Source organism: Clostridium cochlearium (genome assembly GCF_900187165.1).
In the GTDB taxonomy this organism is placed as follows: Bacteria; Bacillota; Clostridia; order Clostridiales; family Clostridiaceae; genus Clostridium_G; species Clostridium_G cochlearium.
Genome location: NZ_LT906477.1, coordinates 791,322 through 804,937 on the forward strand (window position 1 = coordinate 791,322; position 13,616 = coordinate 804,937).

Sequence of the window (13,616 nt, forward strand, 5' to 3'; positions counted from 1 at the left end):
GATAATAAAAGGAGTGTTCTAATGAAAATAGAAATAGGAGCAAATGAATCAGATCAGAGAATAGATAAGTTTTTAAGAAAATTGTTAACGGATGTTCCCTTAGGTGCTATCTATAAAAGTATAAGAAAAGGTGATGTAAAAGTAAATGGAAAAAAGGTAAAGGAAAAATACTCCCTAAATCTAGGAGATATAGTAGAAATAAGGGAGATAAAAACAAATGCTGAAAAACATAGTGAATTTAAAGTTGTGGAAGGATCAAATGAATTAAAAGTAACATATGAAGATCAAAACATGATAATAGTAGAAAAGAAACCTGGAGTTTTAGTACATTCGGATAAGAAAAATTCAGATCCTACATTAACAGATTATGTATTATCATATTTATATGAAAAAGGTGATTATTTACCAGAAGAAGAAGTTACTTTTACTCCAGCATCCTGCAATAGATTAGACAGAAATACTGCAGGTATAATTATATTTGGAAAGAACTATGAAAGCCTGAAAGATTTAAACAAGATGATAAGAGAAAGAAATGTAGATAAATATTACCAAGCTTTAATATGTGGTAAAATAAAAGATGGAGTATATAAAGCACATATAGTTAAGGACTCTAAGTCTAATAGATCATATATACATAATGAACCTAAAAAAAATTCTAAAGAAATTGAAATGAAAGTTAGAAATATACAAACCTGTGGGACATATTCCTTAATAGAAATTCAACTTATAACAGGAAGAAGTCATCAAATAAGAGCACATTTAAGTTCGTTAGGCAATCCTATAGTTGGAGATAAAAAGTACGGTAATAAAAAACTAAACAGTTTTTTCTATAATAAGTATGGCATAGATTATCAATATTTATATGCTTATAAATTAATTTTTAGGAATTGTACAGATAAATTAAGATATCTAGAAAATAAAACTATAGCAGAATCGTTGCCACCTATTCTGAAGAAAATAAAAAATGATGTGTTTAAGTTCTAAAATGAGGAGATATTATTATGAAAGAGCAATCAACTACTAAAGGGTTTGCTATATTATCTTTAGCAGGAATGATGGTAAAAGTATTATCTTTACTATATATACCATTTTTAAGAGTAATAATAACAGATGAAGGTTATGGTGTCTATGGTGCTGCATATTCTGTGTATGTTTTTATATTTGTTCTTACTAATTCGGGAATACCAGTAGCTATTTCAAAATTAATATCAGAGCTTACTGCAATGGGAAATTATAAAGATGCAGTTAAAACATTTAAAATAGCTAGGTTTATGTTACTTATAATAGGAATAGTTATGACTTGTTTAATGCTGTTTTTTTCAGCACCTATTTCTAAGATTATAAATCAAAAAAGGGCATATTTATCTATAATTGCACTTTCACCAGCGGTGCTTTTTACTTCTATAGCTTCATCATATAGAGGATATTTTCAAGGGTTGGGAAATATGACACCTACAGCTATATCTCAAGTTATAGAACAGGTAGGAAACACTATATTTACCCTTTTGTTTGCACTTTTTTTAATTAATTATGGCTTAGAAGCAGGATGTGCAGGAGCAACTATGGGAACATCCATAGGGGCATTTCTTTCTGCAATATTTTTAGTCATTGTTTACGAAAAAAATAAAAAAATAAAAATTCCAAGTAAATTTAGAGAAGTTGAAATAAAAAGATATACTAATAAAGAAATAGTTTCAAAGATAATAAATTATGGAATACCTATAACAGTTTGTGTTGGTATGACTTATGCAGGGGACTTAATTGACTTAAGCAATACTATGGCAAGGTTAATAGCGGGTGGACAATTGGAAAGTCAAGCCTCAAGACTATATGGTTTTTTAGTAAAGTACAAGCAGTTAATAAATGTACCAATAGCTATAGTTACATCGTTAGCAGTAGCTATATTACCTGCAATATCAAGCGCAGCAGCTATAAATGATAAAGAGACTGTAAAGTCTAAAATTAGATATGCTTTTAGATTATGTTTTTTAATATCGGTTCCTTCTGCTGTTGGATTAGGTATATTAAGTGGATCTATATTTAATATGTTGAAATTTGGAGATGGATCATATCTAATGAAATATGGATCAATAGTAGTAGTTTTGATGTCTGTTATGCAAATCCAAACTACTATACTACAAAGTATAGGCAAATTATATACTGCTACACTTTATGCAGTAATAGGTATAGTGTGTAAAGTAGTAGCTAACTATTTTTTAATAGCAATACCGTCATTAAATATACTAGGAGCTATTTATGGAAGTATTATAGGTTATGTAGTACCAATAGTATTAAATCATAGAATGCTTTTAAAAAGTTTAAATATAAAATTCAAATTGTTAGAACAAGCAAAAAAGCCAATTATAGCATCTGTTTTTATGGGGATTGTTGTTGGGACATCTAAGTTGTTTTTAGTTAAATTCTTTAATTTAACTTCAAAAGGATATTTTGCAAATACTACAGTAACTTTAATTGCTGTAATACTGGGAATGTATTCATATTTATTTGCGATGGTAATCACAGGAGGAATAACAAAGGAAGATTTTGAAGTTTTTCCAAGAAGATTAAATAAGTTTATCCCTAAATTTATAATGGCAAAAATGAAATAAATAGATTGTAGCACTTTTTAAAGGGCTACAATCTATTTATTTTTTTGTTTTAAAATATTATAAATAGGATATAGAGAGAAACCAACTATTATTATAATAATATATTTGTGTATGCCATTTGTTAGTAAAGATTTAAATATATTTAGTATAAATAAAAACAATATTGATAGAAGAATTATTATAATTAATTCATCTTTTTGTATATCTATAAAATAGTTATCTTTTATAATATTTAAGTTTAGAACTAGCTCTGTTATAGATGTAATTATAAAGCTTATTCCTACTCCATATATATTTATAGATGGTATTCTTACTAATATAAATATTAAAAGAATTTCTTCTAGAGCTACTATCAAAGAATTTCTTAAAATAATTCCCTGTTTTCCTAGACCATTTAATATACCGCTAGTAGTTGCAGATAAATATAAAAAAGGAGCTAAAAGACAGACAAAAGATATATAGTTTCCTAAATCATTTCTTTTATAAAATAGATACCCTAAATTTTGAGGTATAGTTAAGCATATTATAGTTGTAGATAGACCTAATAAAAGGCTTATTCTTAAAACTTGATTTATTCTATTTTCCACCGCCCAATAATTTTTACTACTAATAGTTTGAGACAGATCTGGTATTAATATTGTAGATATAGAATCTATTATAACCATTGGAAAAAATATTATATTTAAACTCATACCTGAAAATTTCCCCATTAAAGATAGAGCATTGTTATAAGTAAAACCAGCAGCTAATAATCTTCTAGGAATTAATACTGTTGAAAAAGAAAAAAGTAGTGTAGTAAGAAATCCTGTTAAACATAAAGGAAAGGATATAGATAATACATTAAATAAAAGTTGAGCTTTTCCCTCATATCTATACCCATAGTTTAGTTTTTTTCTATGTATTATGTAAGCTATATATAGTAAAAACGTGCTTACAAATTCACCTATGGTTAAAGTAATATAAGCTGCGGTGACTGTACTTTCTATTTTTTTCAGGGAAAATATATAAATTATGAGAGTCAAAAAAACTATCCTCAACGTTTTTTCAAAAACATCTATAAAAGCAGGTATTTTAACTTTAGATATACCATAAAAATATCCTTTTAAAATAGAGGATATGGCTATGAATAACATAGCAGGACAGATTACTTTAATAGCAGTTATAGAACGAACATCTTTTAACACATATTTACCTATGAAAGTAGAAGTAATAAATACAATAATGGTTACAAAGGATCCCCATAAAATATCAAAATACATAGATATATCTATAGTTTTATTTAAATTTTTAAAATCTTTTTTAGAAAAGTATTCTGCAGATACCTTAGATATTGCTGCTATCATTCCACCAGATATAAGACATATAAACAAATCATAAATAGGCATTATAAGACCATAAAGTCCTATACCTTCAGGACCTAATTTATGAGAAAGTATTATGGAAAATATAAATCTTAAAATACCAATTATTAAATTAGAAAAAGTTAATATAAAAGAGTTTTTAAAAAAAGAACTTTTCTTCACATTACATACCTCAAAAATTGATAACATTAATATGTATTCAGAGATGAAAATTAATATTACTTTATAAAAAAATTACGAAGTAATTTTTTTAATAGAGGACATAGGACAATAAAGGAAGATTTTCCTCCGCTTTGCTACAGAAAATCTTAAATTTTATAATATAATTGAAAATGGAAGGTGGAGAATGGAGAATGATAGACATTTTTTCTTCATTGTCATTACGAAAAAATTTTAATTTTATGAAACTTGATGAGATTTAAGATAAATTAATATTTATATAATAATTTATTTTAATTACTTGCTATTAATCTAGCGACTGTGTCGCAAAGCCGATAGGCTGCCGTTGATTAATGAATAATGAACAGGGAACAATGAATAATTATTGAGGATTTTTTTCACTTTGTTACAAAAAATCTTTGATTATATGAATTTTTATAAAAGTTAAAACTATTCGATAGAATTTTATAGCTTAAAAGATTTTAAGACTATAGCCTGACTTAATTTTAATGTTCTTAAAAACTAAAGCGATGTTTAGCTTTGCTAAACCAGCCATCAATAAAAATGTCAATGTAGATATAATTGAAAATTGAAAGTGGAGAATGGAGAATTAAGGATATTTTAGATTTGTCTAATATAAAAAAGTTGTCAATCATTTTCCACTTTCCATTCTCCATTTTCAATTCTAACTAATAAGATTAAAGATTTTCTGACGTAAGGAAGAAAATCATCCTTCATTGTCCTCTGTCCTCTGTCAATTGTCCTCTATAAAAATTTTGTGACGCAAAATTTTTATATTGTGAATCAAAGTAGACTAGATAAAATATGTAATATATACTAAAATAAATATTAGTTAATATTTGAGAGGGTTGATAGGATAATGAAATATTTTTGTAAAGTATGTGGTATGATTATAAACGAAAATAATTTTAATTATAATAAAGAAGCATTTATAGACAAAAATACTATGGAAAATATAATTAGATGTCCATTTTGTGGAGCTAGTGAAGAATATATAATAAATAGATCTGAAGAATTTTTAAATAAAAAAATTGAAGGAATAGATAAAGAAACAAATAAGATATTAGATCATGCAATGAAATTAGAGGTTTTTAATGGGAATTTTTATAGACAAGCTTCTTTGTTGGCAAAGGATATAAATTTAAAAGAAATGTTTAAAGCATTATCTAATATAGAATATATGCATGCAAGAATACACAAAAGTTTAATTGGAATTGAAAAACTTCCTAATCTTAGAGAAATGGATTATAGCAAATACCATAGTGATGAGATATTAGTACAGATGGCAAATAAAAGAGAAAAGCATGCAGTACAATACTATAGAAAATACTATAATGACCTATGTAATGATAAAATTAGAGAAATATTTGATGTTCTCTCTTTAGTAGAGAAAGAACACATAGAACTTACAAAGTAAATAAGATAAAAATAATATATTGAAATTAATTAAATAAGTAGTATAATTAGTTAATAAATGACTAAAGATATTATAAAAAGGAGTTCTAAAATGTATGGGGAATAGGATAGAAAAAACCTATGGTACTGCACTTAAAGGATTATTTCATGCAGTAAATCCTTTAAAGAAAAAATTTTTAAAAACTTATTGTACAGTACACAAATTTATAATGCTCCAATCATTAGATATTTTAAAAAATAATAAATATGAGGATGCTTATAATTTTTTTAAAGAAAATTTGTCAAAACTAAATGAAGGTACTACTTGGGCAGATCAAGATTTTAAAAGTTCTAATCATTTTTTCCATTTTAGTAAAGGAAAAGGCTTATATGGATTTTCTAATGCATTATTAGAATGTAAAAAATATCATAGAAAATCTTTAGAGTATTTGGAAAAAGGTGATTTAAATAAGGCTATGTTTTTTTTAGGAGCAGCCTGTCATTTAATACAAGATGTTACAGTACCTCAGCATGTTAACAATAAACTTTTAAAAAGTCATAGAAGATTTGAATTATGGATAATTAGTAAACTTTTAAATGATTACTCTTTTATGGCTGAAGATGAAATTGTAAGATATAGTAATTTAGATGAATATATAGTGAACAATTCTTTTTTGGCTAATAACACTTATATAAAATACATTAATATAAAAAATAGGGAAGAAAAATATAATAAAATTGCGTCAATAGTTTTAAAAGAAGCACAAAAAACTACTGCAGGATTTCTACTAGACTATTATGAAGATGTAAAAAATAAGGAAAGTTTTTTAAATTTAAGTAAATAAAATCCTCCAATTGGAGGATTTTATTATTTTATAAAGAACTTAACTAATATAAGTAACACTTATCTTAAAATCCTAAAAAATTCATTAAATACGAGGTGGGGATGTGTTTGAAGAAGAAACTTGAAAGTATAGAAATAAATATAGATAAAGAAATATTTAATGGAGAATTATTAGATATAGGGTTTAATAATAACGGTATTTTATATAATGGATATAAATATTTTAATAAGGAGGTTGATATAGGTTATATTAATGGAAGGGAAGAAAAAGATTTAATAGAGAAAAATTTTTATGACAATTGCACTTTAATGTTTGTACTAAATAATATACAGTTTAAAAGTTCTAAAGAAAAATTGTTTAAAGAAATAAAAGAGTACATTAAAAAGGATGGATATATATATATATGGGATATAGATAAAGGTTTTAAGAAATGCTTTAACAATAAAATAGTAATAAACTTACCTAATAATATACAAAAAGATTTTTATGTTAAAAATTTTAATATACTAAGAGATAATTCTCAGGAAGCTACAATAAAAATCATTGAAAAATATTTTGATGTACAAGATATAAGAAACGAATTTGGCATATATTTTATAAAAGCTAAAAATTCAAAATAGAGAGGAAGAAATATATATGAAAGTTACATTAGTTGCAATAAACTCAAAATTTATACATAGTAATTTAGCTGTAAGGTACTTAAAAAGATTTACAGAAGATTTACAATATACATGTGAAATTCAAGAGTTTTCTATAAATGATAGATTGGAGAGAATTGTAGAAGAAATTATTTTAAATAAGCCAAATGTTGTGGCATTTTCTTGCTACATATGGAACATATCTTATATAAAAAGGGTATCAAAGCTGATCAGACTAATAAATCCTAATATAAAAATAATACTTGGGGGACCAGAAGTTTCCTTTGATGGTGGAAGTTATTTAAAGGAAGGATATTGCGATTTCCTAATAGAGGGAGAAGGGGAAAAAACTTATAGAGAACTTATACAATATTTATTAGAAAGTGATAAAGATAAAAAATATATAAATAATATAAAAGCTTTATATTATATTAAAGGTGATAAAATTATTTACACAGGTAAGAGAGAATTAATGGACATAAATGAAATAGTATTTCCTTATGAAGACGTAGAAGAATTAGAAAACAAAATAATTTATTATGAAGCATCTAGAGGATGTCCATTTAGCTGTAAGTATTGTTTATCATCAACAGTTCATGGATTAAGGTTTTTAGATATATCTAGAGTAAAGAGGGAATTAGAATTTTTTATAGATAAAGGGGTTAGTTTAGTAAAGTTCATCGATAGAACTTTTAATTGTAATCATAAATTTGCATATGATATATGGAACTTTATAATAGAAAAAAATCCTCCTAATATGACTTTTCATTTTGAAATATCAGCAGATCTTTTAACTGAAAAAGAGATAAATCTTTTATCAAAGGCAAGAAAAGGCTTAATACAATTTGAAGTTGGAGTACAAACTACTAATAAAGAAGTATTAAAAAATATAAATAGAAATGCTAATTTTTTAGAAATAAAAGAAAAAGTGCAAGAACTTTTAAAAATTAAAAATATAAATCAACATTTAGATTTAATAGCAGGACTTCCTGGAGAAGATTATGAATCATTTAAACGATCTTTTAACGATTTATATAGTATAGAGCCAGATCAAATACAATTAGGTTTTTTAAAGCTTTTAAAAGGATCTCCTATGAGAGAAGAAGCCAATAAGTGGGGAATGATATATTCTCCATATACCCCTTATGAAATTTTAAAAACAAATAATATTAGTTATGAAGAAATATTAAAACTTAAAAGAATTGAAGAAGTTTTAGATAAATATTATAATTCTGGACAATTTAACAATATATTAAAATATTTTTTAAAGAAATTTAAAAATCCTTTTGACTTCTATGAAAAGTTTAGTGAATATTTTTATGCAAAAGGTTATTTTTCTAGAAGTATCTCTTCTGTCAGTTATTATAAGGTTTTCCTGGATTTTAATGAGGAAATAATGAAAGAAAAATCTTATGATTTAGAAGAAATAATAAAATATGATTATTTAAAATTTAACAAGAAAAGATGGTTACCTGAATTTCTAAACAGACATATGGATAAAAAAGAAGAAAAAAAAATAAGAATCACATTAAAGCAAGAAGGCATAATAGATGCAGCAGACAATTTAAATAATTACCACATAGAAAAATTCAAAGTAGATGTACTAAAATTTGAAGAGTTGTCTGTATTAAAAAAAGATGAAGTTTTTCTATTATTTTCTGATGATAATAGAAAAAGAGTTAAAAATATAACAACAATTGTAAAAAGATATATTATTGGGTATAATTAAGCTTAATAACTTTCATCTTTTATTTTATTAATTAGCATAGCAATAAAAATAGTTGAAAAATCCATGCTAATGATATTATAATATAATAAATAGTATATATTAATAAATACTTTTTATTAATTAAGGAGGTGGTATTTTGGCATTAGATGCGATAAAAAGTATAAAAAGTGCTGAAGACAAGGCGGATAAAATAATAAAAGAAGCACAACTAAAAAGTAAAGAAATAATAAAAGAAGCAGAAGCCAAGTCTAAAGAAAAGTATAAAAGTATAATTAATAAAGGGAATGAAGAAAGCAAAAACATAATTAACAATGGAATAAAAGAAGGGGAAGAAGAAGCCAAAAGAATAAAACTTGAAGGTGAGGAAGAAGTTAATAAAATACTAGATGTATCTAGTGATAAAATTAATAAAGCTATTAATCTTATAGTTGAGAGGATAGTGAAAAGCCATGGCAATAGTTAAAATGAATAAATTCTCTCTGCTTGTATTTCAATCAGAAAAAAGGCAACTTCTTGAAAGACTCCAAAAGTTTTCAAAAGTGCAATTTATCGATTTAAAAGAACAAAATTATGGAGATGATGAACAACAATTATTACAGTTTTTAGACAATGATTTATCATCATCAGAAGTAAATGAATTAGAAAGCAAAAAGTATAAAGTAAAATTTGCACTAGATATTTTAAAAAGATATCATGAAGAAAAAGGTGGAATTAAAGAAAGTCTTAAAGGCAAAAAAGTTTTATCCTATGAAGATTTAAAAAATCTTGAAAAAAGTGTGCAATGGGAAAAAATATATGATGAAATAAAAGATAAAGAAGATAAATTAAATATTCTAAATAATGAAATATCAAAATTAAATTCTGATATAGAAACTTTAATTCCTTGGAAAAGGTTAGATGTGTCTTTTCAAGAATTGCAATTATTAAAAAATTGTATTGCTTTTATAGGCTCAATACCTAAAAGAGTAAAAGAAGATTTTAGAATTGATGTAGAAAATTCCTTTGAACAAAGTTATGTAGAAGAAATAAGTGAACTTAAAGAAGATCTAAATTTATTATTAATTGTTCATAAGGATTCTAAAATTGAAGCAGAGGATATATTAAGAAAATATGCTTTTAGTAAAACAACTTTAAATTATAAACAATCTCCTGCAGAGTTTATAAATTCTGCACAAGAAAGAATAGAAAATATAAAAGATGAAAAGGAAAAAATAGCTGAAGAAATAAAAAGCTATTTAAGTGAATTTGAAGATTTAAAAATTATATATGAATATTTTGAAAATGAGCTAAATAAAGCAAATGTATCAGAAAATTTCTTAAAAACCGACAAAATGGTTGCTATAAATGGATGGCTTCCAGAAGAAAGTAATGAAGAATTGGAAGAAGAAATAAAAAATGTAACAAAAGATTACTATATAGATTTTATAGAACCAGAAGAAGATGAAGATGTACCAATAGAGCTTAAGAATAATTCTTTGATAAAACCTTTTGAATCTATAACTTCTATGTATAGTTTACCTAAGTATAATGAAATAGATCCTACACCGTTCTTAATGCCTTTTTATTTGTTATTCTTTGGTATGATGCTTTCAGATTTTGGATATGGATTAGTAATGTTTGTAAGCACCATATTGGCTTTAAAGTTACTGCCACTAGAAGAGGAATCTAAAAATTTTGTAAAGTTATTTTTTTATTTAAGTATTCCCACTATGTTTTGGGGAATAATGTATGGTAGTTTCTTTACAGGTGCAATTGATATACCAGCTGTTTGGATGAAACCAGAGGATAATGCAAATTTACTACTTTTAGTATCTATAATATTTGGATTAGTTCAAATATTCATTGGATTGGGAATAAAGGGATATATGTATATAAGAGAAGGCAAATATTTAGATGCATTTTATGATGTTGGATTATGGTATATAACTATAATTACAGTAGTACTTTATTTGGCAGGTAGTTTTGTAGATATAGTAGCATTAAAAGGAAGTATGAATATAATCAAATATATAATGTTTGCAGCAATGATAGGCCTTGTACTTACCCAAGGAAGAGAAAATAAAAATATTGGAGCAAGGTTAGGTGCAGGATTGTATGGATTATATGGCATAACTGGATATATAGGAGACTTTGTATCCTATTCAAGACTTATGGCTCTAGGACTTGCCACTGGATTTATTGGTGGGGCCTTAAATTTAATTATATCTTATCTTGGAACAGGAGTTAAAGCTTGGATATTTGGACCATTGATATTTATAATAGGACATATGTTTAATTTATTAATAAATGCATTAGGCGCATATGTTCATACATCAAGACTTCAGTACGTGGAGTATTTTGGAAAGTTCTATGAAGGAGGAGGAAAACCATTCACTCCTTTCAAATATACAAATAAATTTATAAAAATTAAGACAGAATAAGGGAGGAATAATAAATGAATAATAATTTCTTTAGTTTCTTTTTACAAAATGGAGGAGTTTTATTAGCTGCACTAGGAGTAGCTTTAGCAACAATATTACCAGGAATAGGATCAGCCAGAGGAGTTGGTTTAGTTGGTGAAGCTGCATCAGGACTTTTAACAGAAGAACCAGAAAAGTTTGGTAAAGCACTTATACTTGAACTATTACCAGGAACACAAGGATTATATGGATTCGTTATAGCTTTTATGGCAATGGGAAAAATGAGTGTTGGTATGGAACTTGGATCTGGATTTAGTATATTACTCTCATGTTTACCTATTGCATTTGTTGGATGGAAGTCAGCTTTAGCTCAAGCTAAAACAGCAGCATCTGCAGTATCTATTCTTGCGAAAAGACCTGAACACAATACTAAAGGTATAGTTTTAACAGTTATGGTTGAAACATATGCTCTTTTAGGCTTCGTTATGTCAGTATTAATGTTAAGATAGTATCCCTAAAAAATTACAATTAAGGGAGTGAAGATAATGTCTAAATTAGAGAATTTAACCTCTAAAATAATAAAAGATTCAGAAGAAAAGGCAAAGATTATTTTAGGTGAAGCTAAAAGAGAAGAAGAAAAAATTATTTTAGGTCAGGAGCAAGAAGGAGAAAGTCAGAAAAATAAAATAATAGAAAAGGCCTATTTAGAAAGTAAAAATAGGAAAGAAAGAATTATATCTAACGCACATCTATTTGTAAGAAATAGAAAGTTAGAAGCAAAACAAGAAGTAATAGCTAAAGTGTATGAAGAAGCATTAAATAATTTGGGAAAGCTAAGTAAAGAAGAATATTTAAATTTTATAAAAGATAGTATATTAAATTTAGAAATATATGGAGATGAAGAAATAATATTATCTCAACATGAAAAATATATAAATAAAGAAATTATAGATGAAATCAATAAACAGTTAAAAAGCAAGGGAAAAAAAGGTGAAATAAAAATAAGTGATAAAAAGAGAGATTTTAAAGGTGGATTCATATTAAACAAAGATGGTATAGAAATAAATAATACCTTTGAAGCACTAATATTATCTCTTAAAGATGATTTAGATCCTGTTATTATAGACACCTTGTTCAGTTAGGAGGGGAGTTACAATGGATAATTTGCAATTCACCCATGCTATTGCAAGAATTAGAGTACTTGAAACTAGACTTCTTGATAAATCTAAGATTGAAAGAATGATAGATAGTTCCTCCGCTGAAGAAGCTTTAAAGATACTTGGAGAAACTGAGTATTTAAATTACATGTCAAATGTAAAAAAACCTGAAGATTATGAAGTGCTTTTAAGTGAAGAGCTTAAAAGATTATATAGTCTTTTATATAGCATTAGTCCTGAAAAATCTATTATAGATATAATGGCTTTAAGATATGATTATCATAACTTAAAGGTTATGTTGAAGGGAAAATATTTAGGAAAAGATTTAACATATCTTTTAATACCGGTGGGAACTATAAATAACAATACATTAAAACAAATATTTAATATGGAAAATTATAAAGAACTTACTCCTTTAATGAGAGAAGCTTTAGAAAAAGCAGAAAGTGAGTATGAAACATATAAAGACCCCCAAAAGATAGATTTAATTTTAGATAGCTATATGTATAAAGAAATATTATTAAAATCAGAAAAAATCAATGAAAAGTTTATAGAGGACTATATTCAAATGTCTATAGACTTAAACAATATAAGAACTTTATTAAGAGCAAAATCTCAAAATAAACCTAGAAAGTTCTTTGAGAAAATTATTTTAGATGGTGGAACTATTGATAAAAATATATTAATAGGTTATGAAAGTGAAACAGCAGACAGCATAGCAAATAAACTTTCATATACTCCCTATGAAAAAATAATAAGACTAGGATTAGAAGAATATAGTAAAACTAATAATATAAGCTACTTCGAAAAACTTTCTGAAAATTATATAATGGACTTTATAAAAAAAGCAAAGCAAGTAAGCTTTGGAGTTGAACCTTTAATTGGATATATAATCGCAAAAGAAACGGAAATAAAAATAATAAGAATAATAATGGTTGGCAAATTAAATAACATAGCACCCAATATTATAAGAGAAAGGCTGCGTGATGCCTATGTTTAAAATAGGAGTAGTTGGAGACAAAGATTCAATATTAGCTTTTAAATCAATAGGTATAGATGTTTTTCCAGTGGTAAATTCGGAGGAAGCAAGAAAAGCAGTAGATAAAATGGCAGCAACAAAATATGGTGTTATCTTTATAACAGAACAAATAGCCAAAGATTTAGATGAAACTATCGAAAGATACAATAGAGAGCTTGTGCCAGCTATTATACTTATTCCAAGTAATCAAGGTTCACTCAATATAGGTCTAAAAAGAATTAGTGATAATGTAGAAAAAGCAGTTGGGGTTAATATTTTATAGGA

The 13,616-nt window shown here is 25.9% G+C and carries 13 protein-coding genes; 12 read left to right on the forward strand and 1 reads right to left on the reverse strand.

The genetic code is table 11. The annotated features are described in order from the left end of the window. Window positions 1-21 precede the first annotated feature (21 nt). Entirely contained in the window at window positions 22-984 is a 963-nt protein-coding gene (locus CKV72_RS03855; RefSeq protein ID WP_089862976.1) for an RluA family pseudouridine synthase, read from the forward strand. 17 nt (window positions 985-1,001) lie between these two features. Beyond that, the gene (locus CKV72_RS03860; RefSeq protein WP_089862975.1) at window positions 1,002-2,609 is read left to right on the forward strand and encodes a putative polysaccharide biosynthesis protein; all 1,608 of its coding nucleotides are present in this window, start codon (window positions 1,002-1,004) and stop codon (window positions 2,607-2,609) included. A 32-nt stretch (window positions 2,610-2,641) separates the two neighbouring features. Here CKV72_RS03860 and spoVB read toward each other — a convergent pair whose 3' ends face one another. Further along, complete coding sequence (spoVB, locus tag CKV72_RS03865) at window positions 2,642-4,159, reverse strand: stage V sporulation protein B (protein ID WP_095177545.1); 1,518 nt, start codon at window positions 4,157-4,159, stop codon at window positions 2,642-2,644. 847 nt (window positions 4,160-5,006) lie between these two features. On the opposite strand from spoVB, the gene CKV72_RS03870 reads away from it, so the two are divergent. The 10 genes from CKV72_RS03870 to CKV72_RS03915 all read left to right on the forward strand — a co-directional run bounded on the left by CKV72_RS03870 (window position 5,007) and on the right by CKV72_RS03915 (window position 13,614). Beyond that, window positions 5,007-5,567 carry a ferritin family protein gene (locus CKV72_RS03870; RefSeq protein ID WP_089862973.1) on the forward strand — a complete coding sequence of 187 codons (561 nt, stop codon included), beginning with the start codon at window positions 5,007-5,009 and terminating at the stop codon, window positions 5,565-5,567. 94 nt (window positions 5,568-5,661) lie between these two features. After that, entirely contained in the window at window positions 5,662-6,390 is a 729-nt protein-coding gene (locus tag CKV72_RS03875; RefSeq protein WP_095177546.1) for a phospholipase C, read from the forward strand. 101 nt (window positions 6,391-6,491) lie between these two features. After that, window positions 6,492-7,010: a class I SAM-dependent methyltransferase gene (locus tag CKV72_RS03880; protein WP_202192232.1), complete on the forward strand. Its 519-nt coding sequence runs from the start codon at window positions 6,492-6,494 to the stop codon at window positions 7,008-7,010. Window positions 7,011-7,026: 16 nt separating this feature from the next. Further along, window positions 7,027-8,757: a B12-binding domain-containing radical SAM protein gene (locus CKV72_RS03885; RefSeq protein ID WP_095177547.1), complete on the forward strand. Its 1,731-nt coding sequence runs from the start codon at window positions 7,027-7,029 to the stop codon at window positions 8,755-8,757. Window positions 8,758-8,893: 136 nt separating this feature from the next. Next, window positions 8,894-9,220, forward strand: coding sequence for an ATPase (locus CKV72_RS03890; protein ID WP_095177548.1), 327 nt, complete (start codon window positions 8,894-8,896; stop codon window positions 9,218-9,220). Further along, window positions 9,207-11,177, forward strand: coding sequence for a V-type ATP synthase subunit I (locus CKV72_RS03895; RefSeq protein ID WP_095177549.1), 1,971 nt, complete (start codon window positions 9,207-9,209; stop codon window positions 11,175-11,177). Before CKV72_RS03890 ends, CKV72_RS03895 begins: the two co-directional genes overlap by 14 nt. Window positions 11,178-11,191: 14 nt before the next feature. After that, window positions 11,192-11,665, forward strand: a complete 474-nt coding sequence (locus CKV72_RS03900; RefSeq protein WP_089862967.1) for a V-type ATP synthase subunit K — start codon at window positions 11,192-11,194, stop codon at window positions 11,663-11,665. Between the two features lie 36 nt (window positions 11,666-11,701). After that, window positions 11,702-12,298, forward strand: coding sequence for a V-type ATP synthase subunit E (locus CKV72_RS03905; protein ID WP_089862966.1), 597 nt, complete (start codon window positions 11,702-11,704; stop codon window positions 12,296-12,298). 13 nt (window positions 12,299-12,311) lie between these two features. Beyond that, window positions 12,312-13,313: a V-type ATP synthase subunit C gene (locus CKV72_RS03910; protein WP_089862965.1), complete on the forward strand. Its 1,002-nt coding sequence runs from the start codon at window positions 12,312-12,314 to the stop codon at window positions 13,311-13,313. Continuing rightward, window positions 13,306-13,614, forward strand: a complete 309-nt coding sequence (locus CKV72_RS03915; protein ID WP_089863273.1) for a V-type ATP synthase subunit F — start codon at window positions 13,306-13,308, stop codon at window positions 13,612-13,614. The genes CKV72_RS03910 and CKV72_RS03915 overlap by 8 nt, the downstream gene beginning before the upstream one ends. Window positions 13,615-13,616 lie beyond the last annotated feature (2 nt).

Excerpts from the sequence above, each read along its gene's own strand:
- CKV72_RS03915 (WP_089863273.1), top strand. The coding sequence starts at position 13,306 with ATGTTTAAAATAGGAGTAGTTGGAGACAAAGATTCAATATTAGCTTTT.
- CKV72_RS03885 (WP_095177547.1), top strand. The coding sequence starts at position 7,027 with ATGAAAGTTACATTAGTTGCAATAAACTCAAAATTTATACATAGTAAT.
- spoVB (WP_095177545.1), bottom strand. The coding sequence starts at position 4,159 with ATGTTATCAATTTTTGAGGTATGTAATGTGAAGAAAAGTTCTTTTTTT.
- CKV72_RS03860 (WP_089862975.1), top strand. The coding sequence starts at position 1,002 with ATGAAAGAGCAATCAACTACTAAAGGGTTTGCTATATTATCTTTAGCA.
- CKV72_RS03880 (WP_202192232.1), top strand. The coding sequence starts at position 6,492 with ATGTGTTTGAAGAAGAAACTTGAAAGTATAGAAATAAATATAGATAAA.
- CKV72_RS03900 (WP_089862967.1), top strand. The coding sequence starts at position 11,192 with ATGAATAATAATTTCTTTAGTTTCTTTTTACAAAATGGAGGAGTTTTA.
- CKV72_RS03875 (WP_095177546.1), top strand. The coding sequence starts at position 5,662 with ATGGGGAATAGGATAGAAAAAACCTATGGTACTGCACTTAAAGGATTA.
- CKV72_RS03910 (WP_089862965.1), top strand. The coding sequence starts at position 12,312 with ATGGATAATTTGCAATTCACCCATGCTATTGCAAGAATTAGAGTACTT.
- CKV72_RS03855 (WP_089862976.1), top strand. The coding sequence starts at position 22 with ATGAAAATAGAAATAGGAGCAAATGAATCAGATCAGAGAATAGATAAG.
- CKV72_RS03895 (WP_095177549.1), top strand. The coding sequence starts at position 9,207 with ATGGCAATAGTTAAAATGAATAAATTCTCTCTGCTTGTATTTCAATCA.
- CKV72_RS03905 (WP_089862966.1), top strand. The coding sequence starts at position 11,702 with ATGTCTAAATTAGAGAATTTAACCTCTAAAATAATAAAAGATTCAGAA.